This is a genomic window from Methylobacterium sp. WL18, assembly GCF_008040015.1.
Classification (GTDB): Bacteria; Pseudomonadota; Alphaproteobacteria; order Rhizobiales; family Beijerinckiaceae; genus Methylobacterium; species Methylobacterium mesophilicum.
Genome location: NZ_VRVD01000004.1, coordinates 1 through 22,018 on the forward strand (window position 1 = coordinate 1; position 22,018 = coordinate 22,018).

General features: G+C 65.9%; 26 protein-coding genes and 1 pseudogene. 8 read left to right on the forward strand and 19 right to left on the reverse strand.

All coding sequences use genetic code 11. The features are described 5' to 3' along the window. From FV228_RS00690 to FV228_RS00720, 8 genes and pseudogenes are all read right to left on the reverse strand, one after another. A pseudogene (locus tag FV228_RS00690) lies at positions 1–271 on the reverse strand (hypothetical protein); the annotation flags it as partial. Between the two features lie 173 nt (positions 272–444). Next, the gene (locus tag FV228_RS00695; protein WP_147852827.1) at positions 445–882 is read right to left on the reverse strand and encodes a CsbD family protein; all 438 of its coding nucleotides are present in this window, start codon (positions 880–882) and stop codon (positions 445–447) included. Between the two features lie 65 nt (positions 883–947). Then, positions 948–1,151 (reverse strand): CsbD family protein, encoded by a 204-nt coding sequence (locus FV228_RS00700; protein WP_147830027.1) that lies wholly within the window; start codon positions 1,149–1,151, stop codon positions 948–950. 76 nt (positions 1,152–1,227) lie between these two features. Further along, positions 1,228–2,148 carry a PhnA-like protein gene (locus tag FV228_RS00705; protein ID WP_147852828.1) on the reverse strand — a complete coding sequence of 307 codons (921 nt, stop codon included), beginning with the start codon at positions 2,146–2,148 and terminating at the stop codon, positions 1,228–1,230. Positions 2,149–2,277: 129 nt separating this feature from the next. Continuing rightward, complete coding sequence (locus FV228_RS00710) at positions 2,278–2,619, reverse strand: hypothetical protein (RefSeq protein WP_246693779.1); 342 nt, start codon at positions 2,617–2,619, stop codon at positions 2,278–2,280. An 18-nt stretch (positions 2,620–2,637) separates the two neighbouring features. After that, positions 2,638–2,781 carry a CsbD family protein gene (locus FV228_RS33935; protein WP_246693780.1) on the reverse strand — a complete coding sequence of 48 codons (144 nt, stop codon included), beginning with the start codon at positions 2,779–2,781 and terminating at the stop codon, positions 2,638–2,640. A gap of 57 nt (positions 2,782–2,838) precedes the next feature. Continuing rightward, positions 2,839–3,000, reverse strand: coding sequence for a CsbD family protein (locus FV228_RS00715; protein ID WP_187277578.1), 162 nt, complete (start codon positions 2,998–3,000; stop codon positions 2,839–2,841). A gap of 92 nt (positions 3,001–3,092) precedes the next feature. Beyond that, complete coding sequence (locus FV228_RS00720) at positions 3,093–4,553, reverse strand: helix-turn-helix transcriptional regulator (protein WP_147852829.1); 1,461 nt, start codon at positions 4,551–4,553, stop codon at positions 3,093–3,095. Between the two features lie 205 nt (positions 4,554–4,758). Here FV228_RS00720 and FV228_RS00725 point away from each other — a divergent pair, with 205 nt between their 5' ends. From FV228_RS00725 to FV228_RS00735, 3 genes are all read left to right on the forward strand, one after another. Next, the gene (locus FV228_RS00725) at positions 4,759–5,430 is read left to right on the forward strand and encodes a sigma-70 family RNA polymerase sigma factor (protein WP_147852830.1); all 672 of its coding nucleotides are present in this window, start codon (positions 4,759–4,761) and stop codon (positions 5,428–5,430) included. A gap of 8 nt (positions 5,431–5,438) precedes the next feature. Next, complete coding sequence (locus FV228_RS00730) at positions 5,439–5,648, forward strand: hypothetical protein (protein ID WP_147852831.1); 210 nt, start codon at positions 5,439–5,441, stop codon at positions 5,646–5,648. 292 nt (positions 5,649–5,940) lie between these two features. Next, positions 5,941–6,147, forward strand: a complete 207-nt coding sequence (locus FV228_RS00735) for a hypothetical protein (RefSeq protein WP_147852832.1) — start codon at positions 5,941–5,943, stop codon at positions 6,145–6,147. A 1,076-nt stretch (positions 6,148–7,223) separates the two neighbouring features. Here FV228_RS00735 and FV228_RS00745 read toward each other — a convergent pair. Together FV228_RS00745 and FV228_RS00750 are read right to left on the reverse strand one after the other, a co-directional pair. Then, entirely contained in the window at positions 7,224–7,526 is a 303-nt protein-coding gene (locus FV228_RS00745) for a DUF3862 domain-containing protein (protein ID WP_147852833.1), read from the reverse strand. Between the two features lie 65 nt (positions 7,527–7,591). After that, on the reverse strand, positions 7,592–8,803 hold the full coding sequence (locus FV228_RS00750; RefSeq protein ID WP_246693781.1) for an efflux RND transporter periplasmic adaptor subunit: 1,212 nt from the start codon (positions 8,801–8,803) through the stop codon (positions 7,592–7,594). Positions 8,804–8,939: 136 nt separating this feature from the next. On the opposite strand from FV228_RS00750, the gene FV228_RS00755 reads away from it, so the two are divergent. Then, positions 8,940–12,089, forward strand: coding sequence for an efflux RND transporter permease subunit (locus FV228_RS00755; protein ID WP_147852835.1), 3,150 nt, complete (start codon positions 8,940–8,942; stop codon positions 12,087–12,089). 254 nt (positions 12,090–12,343) lie between these two features. After that, the gene (locus FV228_RS00760; RefSeq protein ID WP_147852836.1) at positions 12,344–13,330 is read left to right on the forward strand and encodes a DUF808 domain-containing protein; all 987 of its coding nucleotides are present in this window, start codon (positions 12,344–12,346) and stop codon (positions 13,328–13,330) included. Between the two features lie 247 nt (positions 13,331–13,577). On the opposite strand, the gene FV228_RS00765 is transcribed toward FV228_RS00760, so the two are convergent. The 5 genes from FV228_RS00765 to FV228_RS00785 form a co-directional block, all read right to left on the reverse strand. Further along, on the reverse strand, positions 13,578–14,306 hold the full coding sequence (locus tag FV228_RS00765; RefSeq protein ID WP_147852837.1) for an SDR family NAD(P)-dependent oxidoreductase: 729 nt from the start codon (positions 14,304–14,306) through the stop codon (positions 13,578–13,580). After that, entirely contained in the window at positions 14,303–14,938 is a 636-nt protein-coding gene (locus FV228_RS00770; protein ID WP_147852863.1) for a DUF938 domain-containing protein, read from the reverse strand. The genes FV228_RS00765 and FV228_RS00770 overlap by 4 nt, the downstream gene beginning before the upstream one ends. A 591-nt stretch (positions 14,939–15,529) precedes the next feature. Further along, on the reverse strand, positions 15,530–15,820 hold the full coding sequence (locus FV228_RS00775; protein ID WP_147852838.1) for a hypothetical protein: 291 nt from the start codon (positions 15,818–15,820) through the stop codon (positions 15,530–15,532). A 188-nt stretch (positions 15,821–16,008) separates the two neighbouring features. After that, positions 16,009–16,323: a PilZ domain-containing protein gene (locus tag FV228_RS00780; RefSeq protein WP_246693782.1), complete on the reverse strand. Its 315-nt coding sequence runs from the start codon at positions 16,321–16,323 to the stop codon at positions 16,009–16,011. Between the two features lie 657 nt (positions 16,324–16,980). Continuing rightward, positions 16,981–17,205: a hypothetical protein gene (locus tag FV228_RS00785; protein WP_147852839.1), complete on the reverse strand. Its 225-nt coding sequence runs from the start codon at positions 17,203–17,205 to the stop codon at positions 16,981–16,983. A gap of 628 nt (positions 17,206–17,833) precedes the next feature. Here FV228_RS00785 and FV228_RS00790 point away from each other — a divergent pair. Further along, complete coding sequence (locus tag FV228_RS00790) at positions 17,834–18,061, forward strand: hypothetical protein (protein ID WP_147852840.1); 228 nt, start codon at positions 17,834–17,836, stop codon at positions 18,059–18,061. 565 nt (positions 18,062–18,626) lie between these two features. On the opposite strand, the gene FV228_RS00795 is transcribed toward FV228_RS00790, so the two are convergent. The 3 genes from FV228_RS00795 to FV228_RS00810 all read right to left on the reverse strand — a co-directional run bounded on the left by FV228_RS00795 (position 18,627) and on the right by FV228_RS00810 (position 19,965). Continuing rightward, positions 18,627–18,923, reverse strand: a complete 297-nt coding sequence (locus tag FV228_RS00795) for a hypothetical protein (protein WP_147852841.1) — start codon at positions 18,921–18,923, stop codon at positions 18,627–18,629. Positions 18,924–19,295: 372 nt separating this feature from the next. Further along, positions 19,296–19,679, reverse strand: a complete 384-nt coding sequence (locus FV228_RS00805) for a VOC family protein (RefSeq protein WP_147852842.1) — start codon at positions 19,677–19,679, stop codon at positions 19,296–19,298. 46 nt (positions 19,680–19,725) lie between these two features. Further along, positions 19,726–19,965, reverse strand: coding sequence for a 3',5'-cyclic-nucleotide phosphodiesterase (locus tag FV228_RS00810; protein ID WP_147852843.1), 240 nt, complete (start codon positions 19,963–19,965; stop codon positions 19,726–19,728). A 538-nt stretch (positions 19,966–20,503) separates the two neighbouring features. Here FV228_RS00810 and FV228_RS00820 point away from each other — a divergent pair. Both FV228_RS00820 and wrbA read left to right on the forward strand, forming a co-directional pair. Beyond that, on the forward strand, positions 20,504–20,719 hold the full coding sequence (locus FV228_RS00820; RefSeq protein ID WP_187277579.1) for a hypothetical protein: 216 nt from the start codon (positions 20,504–20,506) through the stop codon (positions 20,717–20,719). A gap of 442 nt (positions 20,720–21,161) precedes the next feature. Then, positions 21,162–21,803 (forward strand): NAD(P)H:quinone oxidoreductase, encoded by a 642-nt coding sequence (gene wrbA / locus FV228_RS00825; RefSeq protein ID WP_147852845.1) that lies wholly within the window; start codon positions 21,162–21,164, stop codon positions 21,801–21,803. Here the strand turns inward: wrbA and FV228_RS32820 are convergent. Further along, the gene (locus FV228_RS32820; protein ID WP_187277580.1) at positions 21,800–21,976 is read right to left on the reverse strand and encodes a hypothetical protein; all 177 of its coding nucleotides are present in this window, start codon (positions 21,974–21,976) and stop codon (positions 21,800–21,802) included. The genes wrbA and FV228_RS32820 overlap by 4 nt on opposite strands. Positions 21,977–22,018 lie beyond the last annotated feature (42 nt).

Consider the following 22,018-nt stretch of genomic DNA (forward strand, 5'->3'; position numbering starts at 1 on the left):
CCGCGAGGCCGGCCACGCCCGCACCCACCGCGGCGCCGACCCCGGGTCCCCGGCGATAGCCGTAACCGCGACCGTAGCCATAACCCCGCCCGTAGCCCCGTCCACCGCGCCAGCCGTAACGGTGACCGAAGCGTCGGTACTGGACGTAATCGGTTGGCAGGTCACCGCGCACCAGCGCTTCGATGGGCGCTGCGGAGGCTAAGGCGGCATGGGCCGGCAGACCGGCCAGGGTGGCTGCGACGGTGGCGGCGAGGGCGAGGGTCAACTTCATCGTGGAGGGTTTTCCTGAATCGGTTTTGGTTCGGGGGACGGTCAGTAGCGCCGACGGTTCGGCGGGATGCCGGAGCGGCCGGAAAACCGGCGGCTGACGTAGGCGATGACCTTCGGGAGCAGGAAGGCGGTGAGGAGCTTGCGGATCATCGGACGATCTCCGAGGTCGATGAGTCAGTGCTTGGAGCGAGACAGCCAGCCCACGGCGAAGGCAACGGCGGCGAGGCCGAGCAGGGTGGAGGTGCGGTTGTCGTCGGCGTAGCGAACGGCTCGACGGCCATAGGTGGTGCCGCGCTTGCGGGCGTGACGGGCGAGGTCACGGCCGTCCGAGATGAGGTTCCCCGCGCGGTCGCGCGCCTCGCCGACGAGATGACGGCCGTCATCGATCAAGTTGCCGGCGCGATCCCGGACCTCGCCGGCGATGTCGCGCCCGTCGTCGATGAGATCCTCGGCGCGGTCGCGGGCACGGCCGTAGGCATACTGCGCCCCGCCTGCGACTTGGTTCACGGCGCCACGCACCTGGCGGGCCGGATCACCGGTGAGGCCGCCGACGGCGGTCTGCGCGCGACCCTTGAGGTGGCGGGACGCGCCCCTGAACTGGTCTTCGTTCATGGGATTCTCCTGCGTTCGAGTTCAATGGGGGCGACGGGACCCGAGCGGGCCGCCGCCGTCTCGGTTCAGCGCTTGCCGGTGACCTTGTCGACGACCGAGGCGACGCCGTCCTTGGCCTCGCCGACGGTGCGCTGAGCCTCGCCCTTGAGTTCCTGGGCCTTGCCTTCAACCACGAGCTTGTCGTTGCCCGTGACCTTGCCAGCGGCCTGCTTGACGTTGCCGGCGGCCTCGTTGGCGAGGCCCTTCAGCTTGTCCGTGGTGCTGCTCATGGGATGTCTCCTTTGGTTTGAGGGGGCGGATTGTCAGGGAGGAAGGACCGGTCATGGTGACCGGCCGGGGATCGGCTCAGACGCGACGGGCGTCGTAGCTGTCGGCGAGGGTGTGGAGCTTCGGGGCGCCTAGGCGGCCGCCGAAGAAGCCCGCCAGGGCGCCGAGGATCAGCGCGAGCGCGCCGTAGAACGCGCCCTGGGTGGCGGCCGATTTGGCGACGACGGCGGCGGCCTCGGCCTTCTGCTTGGCCGTCGCGACGGCTTCGGTGTACTGCTTTTCGTAGGTCTGGATCTGGGTCTTGGCCTGGTCGACCGGGATGCCCTGGGCCTTGGCCAGCGCATCGGCGGCGCGGTTCTCGGCCTGTGCCTTCTGCGACGCGTCACCCGTGAAGATGGCGCGGATCGCGGCGACGGCAGCCTCCTTGGCGGCCTGCGGATCCTGGCCGGCGGCCTGGTTGCGGACCGACTGCTCGATGCCGTCGAAGGGATTCGAGATCTTCGACAGCGACGGGGCGGCGGCCTGGGCCGCGGTCTGCACCGTGCCGCCCACGAGCGAGCCGGCGCCGCCGAGCGTGCTGGTGACACCCGAGAAGGCGCCGCCGATGAGGCCACCGGCCGCCGAGGTCAGCAGGTAGAGCACCACCAAGGTCGTCACCGCCCAGGAGACGAGGCCATGCAGGCCGGCCGCGCCGGTGACGGGCTTGCCCGACAGGCGCCCGGCGATGAAGCCGCCCGCGAGTGCGGCGACGATGCCGGAGCCAACGAACCAGATGCCGGCGCTCAGGGAGAGGGTCGAGGCTGCCGGGTTGTCGGCGGCGTTCGCCCCGACGCTGGACAGGCCGACGCCGACGCCGACCATGTTCAGGATGACCTGCGTCACCAGCGCGGTCACGGCCCCGGCGAAGATGGCGCCCCACGACACCTGGTTCAGCAGGATGGTGCGGGTGTCGGCCGAGGCCGCGACGGGAGAGGTCGCCAGAAGGGGAGAAGTAGACACGTACAGATGCTCCGGGTGGTCGGTCGTCCGAGGTAATCGGTCGTTCGAGAGGTTGGTCGGCGGGGTGGAAAGCCGCGGTCCGGCCGCGCAGTCCCGGCGCGGTCGGACCGATCAGTCGCGGACTAAGGTTCAGTCGCGGCCGTGGATGAGCAGGCCGATGCCGTAGCCGAGGAGGCCGGCCACCAGCAGCGCGGCGACCGGGTGCTCGGCGATCTGGCTGGTGGCCTCGCGGCCACCCGCACGCAGGGTGCGGCCGCCGTTCTCGTAGGCGTCCTCGGCCCGGTCGTAGGCCTCGCGGCCGGCGCTGCGCACGTAGCGTTCGCCCCGCTCGTAGGTGTCGCTGGCGGCACCCTGGGCGCGGCGCGCGCGATCCTCGACGTCGTCGGACCCGATCAGGTTGCCGACCGTATCGCGGACCCTGCCGCCGATGTCGCGGGCGGTGTCGGAAACAGTGTCAGCGGCGTCGCGCACGGCGTCCTTGGCTTGGCCTTAGAGGTTCTCGGCGGCGCCCTGCGCCTCGCGGGCGCGGCCCTCGACCGAATCCCGCCTCGACCCTGTGAGGTCGCCGACCGTGCCCTGAACCTTGCCGCCGAACTCCTTGGCGGCGCCCGTGATGCGATCCGTATCAACCATAAGGTGTGTCCTGTTCCAATTCGAAGAATGTTCGTCGGGTGCGACGCGTGATCGAGGCTACGGCTTAGGGGTCGCCTTCGGGTTCACGACGGACTTCGGTAATTTCTGCTGGGACTTGCCCTCAGCCTCGACTTTGGGGTCGCCGACCAACTTTCCGATGGCTTCCTTGATCGAGCCCTTGAGCTTGTCGGATGCCTCGGTCGTCTTCTGCGCGCTCACGGGGTGCTCCAAAGCCTGGGCGTTTGACACCCCTCATCAAGTGGCCCGTCGCTCCCGGCGAGCAATGATGCAGATGTACCAGTTGAGGGATTTTATTTGCTCGGCTGATCTAACGGAAATCCGTTGTCGCGCCCCCATACGATGGCTTCTGCGCGCTTGTGGACGTCGAGCTTCCGGTAGAGCGACGCCGAGTGGTTACGCACCGTGTTCCGGGACAGGTTCAGCCGCTTGGCGATGGCATCGTCCCCGAGCCCCTGGCAGATCAGGTCGAGGATCTGACGCTCGCGCACCGAGACGTTGGGGACGATGCCGTCCTTGTGGTCGGTCCCCGGCCGTCGCAGGTTGGCGAGCTTCTCGATCAGCCCCCGGCTGAACCAGGACGTATCGGCCATCACCGTCTCGATGGCCTCGAACAGCTCGCGCTCGGTGCGCTTGCGCTCGGTAATGTCTTGCAGGACCAACAGGGCGAATGTCTCGGAGCCGATCTCCACGCGCTCCGCAGAGACCAGGCAATCGAAATTGGTGCCGTCCTCGTGCTTGAGGCAGACCTCCAGGCCCAGGACGTAGCCCGTGCGCGCCACAGCCGACTCGAACTTGCTGCGGGCCGCATCGTGAACCCAGAGCCCGAGGTCCGCCGGCGAGCGCCCGGACACCTTGTCGGCGCCGTATCCGAACACCCGGGTGAACGCCTCGTTGACCCCGGTGATGGCGAAGCCGTCGGCACGGGCCAGCAGTGTCGGAACGGGGGTGAGCCGGAACGCCTTGGCGAAGCGCTCCTCGCTCTGACGCAGGGCCGTCTCGGCCTTCCGGCGCAGTTCCAAGTCCGCGAAGGTGAAGAGCATGCAGGGCTCATCGCCGAGTTCCATCGGCTGGCCGGCGACGATCACGTAGCGGCTGCCTCCGTCGGGTAGGTCGAGGCAGGCTTCCATCTGCGGGATGGTGCCGCCGCTGTTGAGGCGCGAGATCGCGAGATCCCGACTGCGGGCGCCAGACAGCACGTCGACCTCGTAGACGCTGCGGCCGATGACGGCGTCGCGGGTGTACCCGGTCATCTCCAGGAAGCCGAGATTCACCTTGACGTGGCGCAAGTCCGAAAGCCGGCAGATCACCGCCGGTGCAGGGTTGGCGTTGAAGGTGGCCTCGAAGCGCTCCTCGGCTTCGAACTGGTCCGAGACATCCTTTAGGATGAGCGCAAGGCAGCTCGGATTACCCTCGCGGTCTGTGGCGACCAGGCTGCGCAGGGAATGGACGAAGTCGACGTCCGGCCGGTCAGTGCGCTTCACGTCGACGATGACATCGTGGAAGCGCTCACCCGAGACGACGCGCTCCATCGGATACTGGTTTGGCGTGTGATTGTTGCGGTAGCGAAGGGCGAAACGCTCGCGGTATTGCTCGACCGTTTCGCCGAGTTCGCCGACGGTCTCCGCCCCGTGCATCGCGAGCGCGGCCTCATTGGCGTAGGCGATGGTCTGATCGGGCTCGACCAGAATCACGCCCTCGCTCAGGCCGGCGATAATCTGCCGAAGCTCATGCCTGTCGACGCTAACTGTCACCTCCGACCATCCTCCCGTTGCCCGGATCAAGCCAAGCCGTAACAGGCCGCGGCACAAGAGGGTTCCAGTCGATTCTGGCGCTGGATTGGTATATCTGGATCATTGACGTGAACGTGATCGATCAGTCAAAACCACAAGTGAGTTTTCCGGCGTAGAGGGGCGGATACAGCCAGTCGTTGCCTGCAGGAAGGTCGAGTCCCCTCGCATGTACTTAAGCACGATCTCTGAAAAACCTTCGCCGAGCGAGGGATCGCCCCGTCACGTCCAGGATGCAATCGGACGGCGACTGGATCAGCTCATCCCTAAAACAGAGGCGATCGATAACGACACGCGGCTCGGCCAGGTTTTGCTTCGCCTCCGTGCCGCCTTGCTCGACGCTGAGGCGGAGCGACAGGTCACAAAAACGTTCGGCGACGAGCTCATCGCCCTCGTGCCGCGCCTGCGCCGCTTCGCCCACGTGCGGACAGACGGCGCCGCCCAAGCGGACGACTTGGTTCAGGCGACCCTGCTCAAGGCCTGGGAGCACCGGTTTCGGTTCGAGGACGGCACGAATCTCATCGCGTGGTTGTTCACGATCCTGCGCAACACGCATCTGAACCAACGCCAGCGCATGCGCCGCGACGTCGAGGATGTCGACGGGGCCATCGCGGGTACGCTGTCATCGGCACCCGACCAGGAGCATCGGATCGCCATCGCCGAGTTGCAGTGCGCGCTGGAGACCCTTCCCGAGGACCAGCGCGAGACCTTGCTGCTGGTGACGGTGGCCGGGCTCCGGCACGAGGAGGCGGCCGCCATCCTCGGTTGTCAGGTGGGAACAGTGAAGAGCCGGGTCAGCCGGGCACGAGAGCGCCTTGCCATCGCCCTGGGCCTGTCATGACTGAGCAAGTGCCTGCGTTCGAAGTCGAGGGAGCCGCCCCGCCATTCGATCCCGCGCCCACCGCCGCTCAGGTCCAGGCTGCCCTCGACAGCTACCTGCGGGTTCGCGCCCCCGATCAACGGTTGGCGTTCTGGAAAGCTGTCGCGCTCGGCTACGGCGGAAATTTCCAGATCCTGGCCGGATGCCCGATGCCGCCTACCGCCGCGACGTCGCCATAGATCGCGATTGACCGCGCGCGGGTGAGGACTGACGCGACGCACGCTGTATTTTACCGGAATATAGCCTGTCGAAATGATGCATCTGCATCATTGAGTGATCTCGCGGCGATCATATTTCACGGTCATCGCCAAACGCATCGAAGCAAACGGCGCGCGAATCCCGAAGTTATGCCGGGCCCCAAGAGTCCCCCCGATCAGGTCCGGCATGGCCGCAGGGCCGGACGTCGTGCCGCTCCGGGCGCACGTCCGGCCCGTAGGCCACCCATCGCGAACAATCATGGAGGATCCCACGATGGCCAATCCCGGCATGCCCGATCCGATCCCCGGCGGTGACATCCCCACCGAGATGCCGCCGCGGCCGTTCCCGGGCGAACGTCCGCTCGGGCCGGACGAGCCGTCCGCGCCCTACGAGGACGCGCCTATCGACGAACCGGTGGAGCCTGGTATCGGCCCCGATCACCTGCCTGTGGCACCCACGGACCCGGGGATACGTGCCTGAGCATGGTCCCGCATGCCTTCGAGGCGCAGGCCATCCAGGAAGCCATAGAGTCTGGGATGGCGCGTTCCGAACTCATGGCGATCCTGGGCGGCCTGCGCATTACGGACCTCATCCCCCCGCGGCAGACGAACCGCCGGCAGACTTGCGGCCAGGGCCACGGGCGAACTCATGGTCCGCTACCTCAGCCGACTTGACCTTCAGTAAGCCGCGCGCGAACCGCGCCGACGGCACCTTGCCGGGCGATCGTTCGAACACGCGATTCCTGCGTCGCCTCCGCGTTGCCCATTCCCCGACCACCCGCAGGCTGCCGGACGCAGTGTCGAAACTCAGTTGGCCGGAGTTCTCAGACTAAACGAAGCGATCATCAAAACGAAGCGATCAATCCGGGGGGGGTGAACGCTCAGCAACCCGGGTTCTGTGTAGGGAAAGCGCGGATTTGGTTCCGGGCAGTGCTCGGGCTCACAGGCTTTAACCTTGGATCACCCCGTTTCGCCCGATGATACGTGGCGTCCAGTGACATAGGTGGTACGGTGCGCGAACAACGCACGTTTCCGGCAGTTAGGGCGTACCTGCAGGGTCGAACGCAGCTTAACTTGAATGTACCCGACCATATTATTCAGGACATTTCCGACCCTACCGCATGCTCTCCGGCAAATGCTGCATCGGATTCGTGCGGCTCGGCGCACCTTGGCCCTGAACTGCACCCTGCGATTGCATCACATCGGTCGAGGACTGGATCGCGCTCGGGGGAGAGACCTGATCGTTACGACCGCCTCGCCCGGATTGGTTCCCGTCCGGTGCTGCCGGCATCGTCCCCGGAGTCGGTTGATCGATCCGGCTCGCGGCTGATTGGGACAGCGCGTGTGGGGGAGCAGCGAGGCCAGCGGCCAAAACGCCCACGGCCAAGCTGAGACTCAGCGGGTAAGACCGAACGATGGCTGCGAAGGATCTGGCGGTCATCGCTCAATCATATCCTCTCGAAAGAACGTGGGTGCATGTGCGTTGAGCCGGCAATGCGCCCACGGCATCGTCGTTCCCCGCGATTCGGTCCGTTGACGCGAACAAAATCAGTACGTTCAGTGCAGGCCGAGCTGTGACTTGCTCGTGAGCCGACCGTTGCGGAAGGACAGGTTCAGGTTGGCGCCGGTGCGGCCGGTTCCGCGCCAGGAATACGTCGCCCGCTGAACCGTGCCGATCTCCATGTGGGTCATCCGACGACCCGGGCAGCCGAGGATCTTCACCGCCTGATTGTAGCGCGTGCCCTGCTTCAGCGAAGCGTAGGCGTCGCGGGTGACCCGGCACTCGGCCGTGCGCGCGGTCGCGGGCAGGCCGCCGACGATCAGGAGAAGGGCAGCGAGGGCAAGACGAGGCTTCGACATGGAGGCGTTGTCCCGAGACGACGGAATTGGGATGCGGCGCGATGAGGGATCGCGTGGCGCCGACCTCAGCCGGGCTTGCCCGAGGCCGGTGCGTCCCCGGTCCCGAGCTTCCGATCGGGCTCGACCTCCCCTGCCGACCGGGCGACGACCTTCAGGTTCTGCCGCATCTCCTGCAGGTGATCGACGACCACTTGGTCACCATCCGAAAGCCCCTCCAGGATCGCGGTGTTCTCGCCGTAGGTGTCCCCGGTCGTCACGGGCTTCTGCTGAACCGTGCCGTTCGCGTCGACCGCGTAGACGATCTGTTGGGCCAGTTGCGAGTCGAGGGCGACGGTCGGCACCAGCAGCCTGTCCTTCGTGCCCGTCCGGATGCTGGCGCGGACGAACTGGCCCGGCAGGAAGCGCTCGTCGTCGTTCGGCATCAGGGCCCGGACGAGGCGGCGGGCCGTCCGGGGATCGAACCGGTTGTCGAGCTGGTAGATCTTGGCCTCGCGCACCGGCTTTCCGTCTTCGCCGAGCACCGACACGGTGACGCCCCCGTCCCGCATCGCCGCCCGGACCGCTTCGGAATCCTCGGAGGACAGGGCCATCTGGATGTCGATGGGATCGAGCTGGACCACGGAAACCAATTGGGTCTGGTTCTCGATGACGAGATCGCCGGGATTGATGGTCGACAAGCTGGCGCGCCCGTCGAAGGGGGCGTTCACGACCGCGTAATCCAGGTTGAGGTTCTGGCGGGCGATGGCGGCCTCCGCGCCTTGCACCTGGGCCACGGCAGAGGTCCGGTTCGCCTGGAGCTGCTGGAACCGCTGCTCGGTGGCGTAGCCCTTGTCGGCGAGCGTCTCGGTGCGGTCCACCTCCGCCTGGGCGAAGGTGAGCTGGGCCTGGGCCTGGGCCTGCTGCGACTTGGCGGTCTGCAGCGCCACCTCGAAGGGCCGTGGATCGATGTGAAAGAGCACCTGCCCTTTCTTGACGTGGCCACCCGGTTCGAACGGGCGCTCCGTCACGTTGCCGGTCACCCGCGCCTGCAAGGTGGCATCCTGTTGGGAGATGATCGTGCCGGTATAAGTGACGGCGATCGGGACCTTCACTCTGCGGACGGTGATGGTCCGGACATCCAGCGGCGGCTCGGCCGGCTCCGTCGTCGCCTTGTCACCGGTGAAAGGCAGCGCGGCAGCGATCCGCTCCGGCGAGGGTCGCCCGGCCGCGTACCAGCCCCCTGCGCCCGCCAGGACAATCAGCCCCGCTCCGATACCAACCTTGACTGCTCTCCGCACCACTGACGCTCCCAAGACCGGCGGCTCCACCCCCCGCGAGCGCGAGCGCCCCGGCGGCAGAGGAACACGCTCATCGGCCAGACGTTGCAACGCGGCCTCCACGTCGGCGGCGCACGACCGGAAGTCACGATCCCGCATGTTCGCCCGCTTCGTCGATCGGCCGGTACTGGCCGGCGTCATCTCCGTGTTGATTACGCTGATCGGCGCGGTCGCCGGCCTGACCTTGCCGATCGCCCAGTTTCCCGAGATCGCCCCACCGATCATCAACATTCAGGCGACCTATCCGGGGGCCAGCGCGCAGCAGGCCTACGAGGCCATCGCGATCCCGCTGGAGCAGGAGATCAACGGCGCCCAGAACCTGCTCTACATCAACTCGACCAGCAACACCGACGGCAGCGTCAGCATGGATGCGACCTTCGAGGTCGGCTCGGACCTCGACGCCGCGGCAGCCGAGGTCCTCACCCGCGCCAACCGGGCGGAGGCCAAGCTCCCGCCCTCGGTCAACGCGCAGGGTCTCGAAATCACGAAGAGTTCGCGCCAGCGGCTCGGCAACATCGTCCTCTACGCGGAAGACGGCGCGCCCTACGACGAGCTGTTTCTGGCCAACTGGGCCGAGACGCAGGTGATCAAGCCGCTGCGCCGGGTGCAGGGCATGGGCCGCATCGTCAACTTCTCCAACAAGCGCTACGCCATGCGGATCTGGCTCGATCCGTTGAAGATGGAGGCCCTCGGTATCAGCCCGGGCGCGGTCACCACCGCCATCACACAGCAGAACGCCCAGATCACCACGGGCACCCTCGGCAAGCCGCCGGTCGATCAGGCGACCGCCTTCGAACTGCAGCTCGTGACCCAGGGGCGCCTGCGCCAGCCCGAGGAATTCGGCAACATCCTCCTGCGCGCGAACCCGGACGGCTCCGTGGTCCGCATCCGCGACGTGGCGCGGGTCGAGCTCGGCTCCGAGCAGTACGGCGTCCGCTCGAGCTTCGACGGAGCCCCCTCGGCCACCCTCGGGCTCTATCAGAACCCGGATGCCAACGCGGTTCAGGTGATGGACGGCGCCCGTGCCACGATGGTGGACCTCGCCAAGCGCTTCCCGCCGGGCTTGAAATACAAGATCGCCCTCGACCGCACGGAATTCGTCAAGGAAGCGATCTTCGAGGTCGTGCGCACTCTGTTCGAGGCGCTCGTCCTGGTGGTGATCGTCACCTACCTGTTCCTCCAGAACTGGCGGGCGACCCTGATCCCGGCCATCGCAGTGCCGGTGGCGCTGATCGGGACTTTCGGGCCGATGGCCCTGCTCGGCTTTTCGTTCAACACCTTGAGCCTGCTCGGCATGGTGCTGGCCGTGGGTCTCGTGGTCGACGACGCGATCATCGTAGTCGAGAACACCGAGCGCCTGATGGACGAGGGCATGGCGCCCCCCGAGGCCTCTCGCGAGGCCGTGACCGAGGTCGCCGGCCCCGTCATCGCCACGACCCTTGTCCTGGCCGCCCTGTTCGTCCCGGTGGCCTTCATCCCCGGCCTCACCGGCAAGCTGTACAACCAGTTCGCCCTGACCATCGCCATCTCGGTGATGATCTCGGCGGTGGTCTCGCTGACTCTGACCCCGGCCTTGTGTGGGCTGATCCTTAAGCACCGCGAGACGGACGCCAAGGACGAGAGCCGCTGGCGGGCGCCCCTGCGCTGGTTCAACGCCGGGCTGGAGGGCGCGAGCCGCCGCCTCGTGGCCGCGATCGGCTGGCTGACCGGCCACATCGCCCTCGTCGCCATCGTGTTCGTGCTTTTCGCTGCCGTGACCGTGTGGATGACGATGCAGCGGCCCTCCGGCTTCGTGCCGGACGAGGACCAGGGCTACTTCTTTGCCGACGTGGTCCTGCCGAAGGGTGCTTCCGTGGCGCGCACCGACCGGATGGTCGACCGTGTCGGCGAGGCCCTGCGCGAGATCCCGAGCGTGGAGCACACGATCGGGGTGACCGGCCGCAGCATCCTCGCGGACGCGATCGCGCCGTTCTACGGTTTCCAGATTCCGACGCTGAAGCCCTGGGGCGAGCGCGACCAGAGCGTCACCGATGTCATCGCGACGGTCCAGAAGCGCTTCAAGCACGACCCCGATGGCCAGATCCGGGTGGTGAACCCCTCCCCGCTCCCCGGGCTCGGCTCGCGCAGCGGCCTCACCCTGGAACTGCAGGACCGCAGCGGTGCCGGTGGGCTCAAGCTCGCCGAGGCCGCCCAGCGCTTCATCGCCGAGATGGAGAAGCTGCCCTCGGTCGGCCGCGCGATCCCGACGACCAGCTACGGCGTCCCGCAGATGCGGCTCGAGATCGACCGGGCCAAGGCCGAGCAACTCGGCGTGCCGCTCCAGAATCTGTTCGACGCGCTAGGGACCTATGTCGGCTCGAGCTTCGTCAACCTCTTCAACCGCTTCGGCTACGTCTACCAAGTCTACGTGCAGAGCGAGGCCTCGGGCCGCCGGACGATCGAGGATGTCGAGGCGCTCACCGTGCTCAACAACCGCGGTGAGCCTGTCCGCGTCGGCTCGCTGATCCAGACGCACTTTGTCACCGGCCCGACCGCGGTCCTGTCCTATAACACCTACCCCACCATCGAGATCGCAGTGGACACCGCGGCCAACGCCAGTTCGGGCACCGCCATTGCGGCGATCGAGGCCCTGGCTGACTCCAAGCTGCCGTCCACGTACGCGGTGGAATGGACCGACGTCGCCTACCAGGAGAAGATCGCCGGGGGCTACGCGCCGCTGATCTTCGGCCTCGGCACGCTGATGATCTTCCTGCTGCTGGCCGGGCAATACGAGTCCCTGCGCCTACCCTTCGTGATTCTGCTCGGCACGCCGATCGCGATCTTCGGCGCGGTGGGCTTCCTGGCCATCCGGGGGCTCGCCCTCGACATCTTCGGGCAGGTTGGCCTCCTGCTCCTGGTCGGGCTGGCGGCCAAGAACTCGATCCTGCTGGTCGCGTTCGCCGAGGATCTGCGCAAGCAGGGCGAGGACGCGCTCAAGGCCGCCCAGGACGCGGCGCGTCTGCGCATGCGCCCGATCCTGATGACCTCGTTCGCGTTCATCATGGGCTCGGTGCCGCTCGCCATCGCCAGCGGCGCCGGCGCCAACGCCCGGGTCTCGATGGGCACCGTTGTGATCGGCGGCCTGCTTGTGGCGACCTTCATCACCCTGTTCGTGACGCCGACTTTCTACGTCGCCTTCGAGCGGCTCCTGGGTAAGCCCGCCGCGTCCCAGGAGCACGAAAGTGCGGCACCGCAACCCGCCGAGTGACATGGTGGTTCGGACAACCGAGGCGGCGGTCGAAGGCTTGATCCCGCTGAAGGCCATTTGGCTCGCGTCAGCCTGAGCGCCCGTTCGGACAGCATCTTTGCAACCGAACCACACTGTGCCCCTGGAGATCTAGGAATTTCCAGGCCATAGGCGAGCATCGCCGGCTGCCCTCCCGCCCGATCTTTTGGTGTGACGGATCAAATCCGGTCGCGGATTGTCAGTCGGGCGAAATTCTTGCGGACGAGGACAGGCCTGTGAGCGTTGGATTGATCGCCCTGCTGGACGATGTCGCGTTCATGGTCAGGGCGGCGGCGGCATCCCTCGACGATGTGGCGGGTCAAGCCGCCAAGGCCGGAACGAAGGCGGCCGGCGTCGTCATCGACGATGCGGCGGTCACGCCGCGCTACGTCGTCGGCTTTGCGGCGGAGCGCGAACTGCCGATCGTCGGCAAGATCGCCGTGGGATCGCTCCGGAACAAGCTCCTGTTCCTGTTGCCGGGCGCCCTCGCGCTCAGCGCCTTCGCGCCCTGGGCGATCACACCGCTCCTGATGCTCGGCGGCGCGTACCTCTGCTACGAGGGCACCGAAAAGGTCTACGAGGCCCTCTTTCCGCATCACGGGCATGATGCGGAAGGCGGGGGCGACACCGGGAGCGACCAAGCCCGGGAAGAAAGCCGGGTGGCGAGCGCCATCAAGACCGACTTCATCTTGTCGGCCGAGATCATGGCGATCACCCTGGCAGCCCTGCCGGAGGGCAGCTTCTGGATGCGGGCGGCCGTGCTGGCCATCGTCGCCCTGGGAATCACCGTTGGGGTCTACGGCGTGGTCGCGCTCATCGTGAAGGCCGACGACGCGGGCCTTGCGCTCGCCCGCAGCACGGCGGGACCGCCGTTCGGAGGCCTCGTCCGCGGTCTCGGGCGCGGCGTGGTCCACGGTATGCCGATCCTGCTCAAGATCTTGGCCGTCGTCGGCACGGCGGCGATGATCTGGGTCGGCGGCGGGATCCTGATGCACGGGATGGAGGCATACGGCCTGTCAGCGCCGGCGCATGCCGCGCACGAGGCCGCGGTGGGTGCGGCCTCATCCGTTCCGTTTGCCGCGGGCATCGTCGAATGGTTGGTCACCGCACTGGCGTCGGGCCTGATCGGCTTGGCGGTAGGCGGATTGTTGATCCCGTTGACGAGCTTCGTCCTGGCACCGGCGTGGTGGACCCTGTCCGGCCTGTGGAGGCGGAGCGTTTGAAGCGAAGCTGCAGTCAGTCGTAGAAGACTTCTTGCGGCAATTGACCGTCCATCTGCCTTGGAAGCATTGAGGTATCGCACGCTTTGAGGGTCTGCCGCGACGTTTGCTTTAAGCCTTACTTGTGAACGGTACCGATAGCAGTAATGGTTGCTCGGCAATCGATAGAAATCGGTATCGAGATGATGCCTGCCGCGGTTGCCGGCCCAGCAGTCAGGTACCACCGGGCGTATCTTGGTCGGTACTGCGCTCAGGCCGGGATACGCATGCCATTCCAGGCGAAGACGCCGCCGGTGTCTTTCGCCCCGAGGCTGTCGAGCACGCGCAGGAGATGGGCTGCGCTCACGTCGGGCTGAACGACACCCTGGGCGGTGGGATCTGACCGGAAAGGCCGCGACAGGTTCGAGGCGACCGTCCCCGGATGCAGGCCGACGACGAGCGCTTCCGGTCGGTTGCGCGCCACTTCGATCGCAAGGGTCCGCAGGATCTGGTTCAACGCCGCCTTCGACGCGCGGTAGGAGTACCAGCCGCCCAAACGGTTGTCCTCGATGGAGCCGACCCGCGCCGACATCGCCGCAAACACGCAGCGTCCCCGGCGCGCCAGCAAAGGCACGAAATGCTTGGCCACGAGGGCCGGGCCAATCGTGTTGACCGAAAAGACGGCGGCCATCGCGGCGGGATCAAGGGCCTTGAACGACTTTTCGGGTGAAACGCCGTCCTGATGAAGGATGCCGGTTGCGACGATGACCAAGCCGACAGGTCCGGTCGCGCCCACCCTCTCCGCAGCCGCAGCGATCGTGGCCTCGTCGCCGAGGTCGATCGGAACGGTGCGGACGCCGTGCGGCGCTGACGGCTCCGAACGGGAAAGCGCGAAGACCGGGGCGTAGGCCTCGCTGTCCGCGAGGGCGCACACGAGAGCCCGGCCTATCCCGCCGGAGGCGCCGATGACGATGGCGCTGGTTGATGCCGGAGCCGTCATTGCGAGGCCCCGCCGACGTTCGCGGAGGGTGGGTTTAGCTTGCGGAAGATCAAGCTGAGGTTGTTGGCGGGCATCGCAACGCGCTCGGCGAGGTGGAGCCCGTACGCGCCGGCGGCAGCCGAGACGGCCTCGATGTCGCGTACCCCCCAGGTTGGGTTCCGCATGCGCAAGCTCTCGTCGAACGCGGCGTTGCTCGGCGCGGTGTGGGCACCGTCCTCCCGAAACGGACCGTAGAGGTAGAGAATCCCACCCACGGGAAGCGTCGCGCCCGCGCCGGCCATCAGCCCGGTGGCCGCGTCCCAGGGGGCGATATGGATCATGTTGATCGCGACGATCCCGTCCGCCTTGGCCACCGGCCACGGCAGCCCGGCCGCGTCGATCGCCAGCGGGGACCGGAGGTTCGACAGGCCGGAGGCTCGCGCATGGGCGAGGATGCTGCGGCGCGCCGCCTCGTCCGGATCGCTGGGCTGCCAGTCGAGGTTTGGCATCGCCCGGGCGAAGTGAACGGCGTGCTCGCCCGATCCGCTGGCGATCTCCAGAACGACGCCGCCGGGCGGAACGACGCGCTTCAGGACTTCGACGATCGCTGCGGCATTGCGGGCAACGGCCGGCGAGTACAGGGCATCCGACATGGGGGGCTTCAAGCGACGATCCCTTGCGGCCGAATGGCCTGCCATCGCAGCATGGCTGTTTTCAGCGGCTCGCGCACCTGGATGATCGGCAGAGGTGTGCTGTTGCCTGGCCACTTGGGTAGCTCCTCAGCGCCTCCGCCAGGGTGGGCACCTCCTCTTCGTCGAGCCCGATGCTACGCCCCTTCATGCCGATATTCGTAAGCCCGAGAAAAATCAGCGCGGCGCTCAGGCCGCAAGCCGATACCGATCAACCATGCATCCACCGGCCGGACGTACATCACGCGTGCAGATGTGCGCCGCGTGGTCGAGCCGACTTGTCCCACCGCTGGCCTCCGACCGCGCCAGGAGGCAAGTACGAGCTGGTTTAACCAGATCGAACTGGACGGGCTGGCCGGCCCTGCGCTGGACGACGAAGGTTTGCGAGCGAACGCGACCGCCGCTAACGCGCTTGCGGCCTGCGTTCCGGAGTCGTCGGTCCCACCAAACGGGGCGGTGTCCTGAATGCCCCGTCCGGTACGTCACAACCGGACCATGCCGGCAGTGAGACGAAGGCCGCGAGGTCCAAGGCCCTGTGGTCGTTGCTCTGGAACGCTACGCGACCTTGTTGCGACGCGACGTCGATTTCTCAGGCGTGGGCGACACGGCCTTGGCGTGGTCGGCGACCCCACGGAGTGCCGCCACCATCGCATCGGCCTGTTCGTCGAGGACCGTCACCGTCCGGCCGTCGCGGGCGCTGCTCCACCCGATGAGCAGGCACGCAAGCCCGGTCGCGACACTCGCGACCAGAGGTGCCGTGAGGAGCGCCGCCAGGGGACTCAGCGGCGCGAGGACGATGGCCGTCACGAGACCGCTACCGATTGCGGCCGCTACCAAGAGGATCATCGGAGGCTCGCCCGACATGCGCGGTAGACCACCTCCACCGACCACCCATTAACCACTATGGCGAAACCGTTAACGAGTGGTTAACGACAAGGTCTGCAGCGACCATCTGCTCTAGATCCCTTCCTATGGCCAAGGTTCGATCAACATCGATCTTCAGCGATTGATAGAGATAGGGGTCGGATGTCCGGTCACTCCATCAGGTCGGTCAGGGCGCCGATCTCATCGGAGCTTTTCCAGACCGTCTCGCATCCGATCACCTTGTCGGTGGCGTCGAATATCAGTGTGAACTTGTCCGGCACGCGCTCGGTACCGTCGAGCCGGACCCGCACGCCCCACTTCGAGATGTCGTGGATCACGCACGGGATCGCTGCCTCATCGGGTACGGTGATGCGCCCCATCATGTTGATGGAGACGCGACGAGCGGATCTCTGATTGTCCATGGGATCACTCAAGGCGGGCTTACGTTCAGTATAGGCTCGTGATCCTTCGCTGGCGATTTGCATATTACATCAAATTGGACTTATTCGCTAGGGCTGCGGACGATCGACGCGGTGACAGCCTCACCAATTGAGCATAGCATCGGAACGAATTCAGCCTGTGCGCCTCATGGAGGCAGATGTTCGTCCCTCCCGATCAGCGACCTGTCCCGCCCCGGTGGGAGCCGCCGCGCAAACCCTCACGGGATGCCAAGCGGGCCGAGAACGCTGCCGTCACGCTGATCATCCTGATCTCGATCCTCGGTTTGTTCGCGCCGATTGCGGGCGGGACGCTGATCGCCGTGGTAGCCGCCTTGATCAGGCACCTCTCTCCTCACTGAGTTTGAAGAAAACCGGTGTTCCGGCTGAAGATCGCGACCGATCTGGCCCCTGCCGTTTTTGGATCGCCCACAGCATGATCGGGTTTCCAGCCGCGGACATCCGTAGCGACCGGTAGGTTGCCCCGCTCGCCACCCTCGGCCGCCTACGCCATGACCCGCACGGGTGCGGCCGGGCACGCTGTCCGTGGCCCTCTGCGTCTGCAACGCCGAGTTGCAGACGGCATGGCAGGTCGTGGGATCGCCGACGATGAAGCGCACCATCGATGGCCCGTCATCCAAGCTGCCATCGCCGCAGCGCAGGCAGGAGAAGAGCGACCCTGCACGCTGCTTCGGTCAATGCTCGCTACCGCTTGGCGTCAAAAGCGCGTGGCCCTATCGGCTCGCATGAGACGAACAGGCTCGCGAGCCAGAACAGCGTCATAGCCGCAATCGCTGCCCCAGTTCCGACCAACGGGCTGACGATCAGCGCGGCCAGCACGCCGTGTTTCCACATCAGGGCGAGTGCGATGAGCCAGCCGAGGCTCGCTGCGATCGTCACGCGGAAGATGCAGCATTCGGATGCCTGCATGAGGATCTCCTTCCATGTTGCAACTAGTACGTGCAATCTTGGATCCCTCACTCAATGTGTTGGATTACTGAGGCGCGGACATCTCGCAACCGCCGTGTTGATCCTGCCACATCGACCCAGGCCGTCCGGGCATCATCGTGCCCCATAGCACCGTGCGAGGCTTGATATCCCTCCAGTCGCCGCACCCTCAGCCCAGGACGTCGTCCCCGCCATTGCAGCTTCGGCCGTCGCTCGACGAGCGGAAACGAGCTAATCGCGACGGTGAAAAACGATCACGACCGCCGTGCCCTTCGGTGACAGCACCGTCGAACAGGAATCCTTCATTCCCGCACGTTGTTCGGCCGCCGAGCTCGAACATCTCGGTGCGGCCGGTATCGGGTCGATTCTCCGGCGCTTCACGAGCGGCCTCTGGCGCGCTTGAACATGTTGGATCGCTCGACAGATCGCCTCAGTCATCGCGGCGCTGCCGTAAGGAACCTGGCCCATCGGGCGGCCCGCTCACGGGTGGCTGAAATCCGCTACTGAATTCTGGAAACAAATATCTGGCGGTCGCGTGTCCCGTTAAAAGCCCCTTTACCCTGCTGGAGCCCCCATGAAACGCAGTGCGGCCCGGGCTCGTACTAAGTGAATGATCGACGTGCCCATCGTACCGGCCGAGCCGACGTCCCAGAGCGAGGACGCGCTCACCCACATGTCGCAGGCCGCATTCGTGGCAGCGTGGGAAATTTTTGTGGGAGAGCCACCGGCCATGATGCTTGAAAGCCGATCCGCGATGATCCGGCTTCTGGTCGAAAGCACGCCGGCAGCGCAACTGGAACAGCTCAGCGAGCCTTCACAGACCCATCAGACCGATTAGGCGCCAGTGCGCGCGATTCCCTGACACGCATATCAAGCCCGGGAGCCAGATTCTGGCGCGTAGGCCGTGACGCTAAGCGATACCGGGTCACTCGAAGCCAGGGAACAGACAAGGCCCGCCCGGGTGTTCCCGTAGCGGGCCTGATGCGAGCGCGTCGGCGATGCCGTTCCGTTGGCGCTCAGCTCCCCAGCCGATCGCCAGGAGCAACCTGCGGCGACATAGTTAACGGTCCGTTGACTAGGGCCGACCGACAGATAGGCGCAGGCCGCTGGCGGTTCAGACGACGATCCGGAGCGTTCCACCGTGACCCAACAGCATAATTGCGAGCTACGGCCCGGCATTAGGGCACTGAGGTTAGCCGCGCTCTGGAACGTCAACCAACCCAGCAATGGGCCCGCCCAGAATTGATGCGGCGCCGTCGGCTTCACCTCGGCTTGATCCCACTCGCAAGGTTGGATCAATGATCGCCCAGGTCAGCGTCGCGCTCGTCGTCGGCGGCATGACGGGAACGAGCTCTGAAATAGGGTAAGCCCGCAGGCCGATCGCCTACGGGCCAGGAATCATCTCAGCAGTTGTCGTCACCCGGCTTCACCGGCTGACCCTCGGGGGCCTTCTTCTCGCCCTTGTCCGCCATCGTGCCAACTCCGGCGTTGTTCATGGCGCCGACCGTACCAGGGGATTCACCCTTGGCACCTGGCGTCACCTTGGCGGTCGAGCCACCTTCGACGTTCGAGCTGGTATCCTTGGTCGTGGGGCCATTGGTGCTGGTGGTGGTGCCCACCTTGCACGGGGCCGCGAAGGACGTCGTCGCAGTCAGCGCAATAATGGCGACGGCGCCCGTCAGCGTAGCGATGCGTGGCATGGTTCCTCCTGATTTCGTCAAGGAGGAAGAGGCAAGATCGAGCAATAGTTCCGTCGGAGCTTCAGTCTTCGCGGCCGCCTTCGACAGCGCCGTCCGTGGGCTCCAGGAGCCAATCGGGGAGGATCGGGACCACCTCTCCAGCCACCTCGCCGGCGGTCGTCAATGCCTTTTCCGCCTAAGCTTCCGGACTTTCGGCCCGAACCTCGGCGAACAGTTTACGCGCCAGGCGGTCCAGCTCTTCGTTCGACAACGTTTGGCTTGGCTCGACCGACATGGGCTGCCTCGTGAAAAGGGTTCCGCCGGCTCTGCCCCGCCGCCCGATCTGAATGCGGGTGGGCGGGACAGTCGCCTATTTCGCCAAACGGACGGGTATCAGCCTGGGATCCGATGAAGAGCGCAGAGTTTGTTGCCGTCCGGGTCGCGGAGATACGCCAAGTACAACCGGCCGGAGCCGCCTTGGCGTTCACCCGGCGGATCTTCCACCGAAGTGCCGCCGTTCGCGACACCTGCAGCGTGCCAGGCTTTTGTCTCCTCCGGGCTGTCCATTGTGAACCCGATGGTGCCGCCATTCGCGCCACTCGCCGGATTTCCGTCGATCGGCTTGCTGATCATCAAGCGTGCGCCTTTGTGCGTGTAGATCAGCCGTCCCCGTGCATCCTCGTCGCCGGAGCCGGCTCCGCTCGCGGCGAAGAGTGCATCGTAGAACGTTTTTGATCGCACCAAATCGTTGCTGCCGACCATGATGTGGCTGAACAAGATTTATCTCCCGACTATGAATGTATGTCGTATCTTGTTGAGAAATTTACTTGCCGCCGCCGCTCTTGTACGCATCGATCGCGCTGCGGCAATTCGGCGACATCTGGCTCATGTTTTTCTTGAAGCAGGCGTCCATCTGCGGGCTATTCGGATCGATGCCGGCGCAGAACGTGATGGCGTCACCCGCACAATAGGTCTGTAGATCCGCATTGCCGCGCTTCGGAGCCTGCGCCGAGGCGGGGACGGCAATGGCGACGAGGCCGAAGGCGATGATGAGCGTGCGCATTTTTGATCCCTAACCGAAGCGGTTCGTAGCGCCCTAACGAACTCAGCGCAGGTTTTATCCCTCCCCGAAGCGGATCTCGCCGCCGCCGCCCTTCCGGGAACAACATCCAATGGCAATTGCCCCCCTCAGTCGATCAGGGTTCGCGCGCGCGTCGCGCCCTCGGACAGGCGGCTGCGCCGCGCCCGACGGCCGCCGCCCTAGCCAGCCGACCTTCGCGCCGCGGACCGGTGCTGCGATCTCCTACCGGTAGCCGCCTCCAGGCAACCGGCCATGGAAGGGCGTATTGCGGCAATGTCCCCACGGGCCGCGCCAGTAGCCCGGAGGGCACCCGTTCCCCGCGCGGACCTGATACCAACCGCCCGGGAGAGGACCGGAGTACGGGGTGTTCCGGCAATGCCCCCACGGACCACGCCACGCACCTGGTCCGCAACCACCCGCGACACGGGTAACCGGAGCAGGGCCGCCGAGGTCGGCCGCGATCGGCATCGCATGGGCCGCCGCCAGCGGTAGGGCCGTGAGAGCTGCGGCGACGATCAGTGTGCTCATCATTGTCATGATTGATTTCCTCCCTGTCCAATCACCGATGTGCTTGCGCAAGCCGTCGGAACAACCTAAAACTTGGGCGGGCGATGCATTAAATATTGCCCATGCAACGGAATGGTTTTGGAAAAGCAGACAATGCAATGCGATTCAGACAAATAACCGGGCCGGATCGATCGAAGATTTTTACGCTCCGAGCCTTGCCGGGCGCTGACCAGCAATCCGAAGGGCCATTTGCCGTCATGTTGCATGCCAAGCCGCCGGAAGGCTCCGCCGGGGCCCTGTAACAGTCACGTCTGCTGGGACCGGCCAGGGAGCCATGGCGCCACAGGGGCGGACCTATCGGGTAGAACATCTGTTGCCACCTCGGATCCGCAATTGTGGATCAGCGAGGTTTCCAGGTGGCAGAGCGGCATTCCAGTCAAAACGGACAGCACGGTGGTCCCAGCATGCCGATGTTCTGCGTAATCATTGGCGCCACCGGTCTGATGCTGGCAGCGCTAACCGTGCTGACGGCGGGCCAGATGGCGACTTCGCATCGAACCACCGGCCAAGTCGTCGTCGCGTCAGCAGGCTCAGGAATGCCTCCGCGGCCTGACGGCCTTTCGTCGAACCTGCAACCGCCAGCCCATGGCACCCGTCCGTAGGAGCGTGCTGTGACCGATTCGACCCGATTGTTGATCGTCTACTACTCACGCAGCGGCAGCGTGGAAGCGCTCGCAGGTGCTGCAGCGGACGCTGCGCGAGAGGCCGGCGCGGAGGTGCGTGTGCGCCGCGCGCGCGAAGTCGCCGATGCGGCTTCCATGGCGAAGGTTGACGGGTGGACCGCGAGCGCCATCCGGCAGAACGTCCTGTACGAGGCTCCCACGCACGAGGATGCCGAGTGGGCGGACGCCATCCTGTTCGGCACACCCTGCTATTTCGGAGCGATGGCGACCGAATTGAAGAATTACCTCGATCTACTCGGTCCGCAATGGAAACGCGGATCGTTAGCCGGCAAGGTCGGCGGTGCTTTCGCAGCCGCATCCTGGCCGCACGGTGGATCGGAAGTCGTCACGCTGTCGCTGTATGCCCCGATGGCGCATCTGGGCATGGTGATCCTCCCGACCGGTTACACCGACGAAGTGATGCTGGAGGCAGGATCACCCTATGGAGCGTCGGCCATCGTAGGTTCGAAGAACCGGCCGCCCCGGATGGAAGACCTCGATGCGGCCCGCCATCAAGGTCGGCGGATGGTGGCGATCGCCGGTGCGTTGATCGCGGCCGGCGAGATGCCGAACCGTCATTCAGGCAGCTAGGCCAAGCCGTCCTTGGCGGCGTGATCAGGGTCGTCCGGTTGGCTTTCGGCGTCCTCGACCACGTCTACGCTTGCGCCCTCGCGCCCAGTCGTCGGATCGGGAGCGTTGACGTTTCGGATCTGCACCGTGGGCGGCACGACGCTCACACCTTGGGAATCGTCGGTTTCCGCCATCACATGCCCTCGAATGTCTACTGACTCAGCGCTTTGGTGACC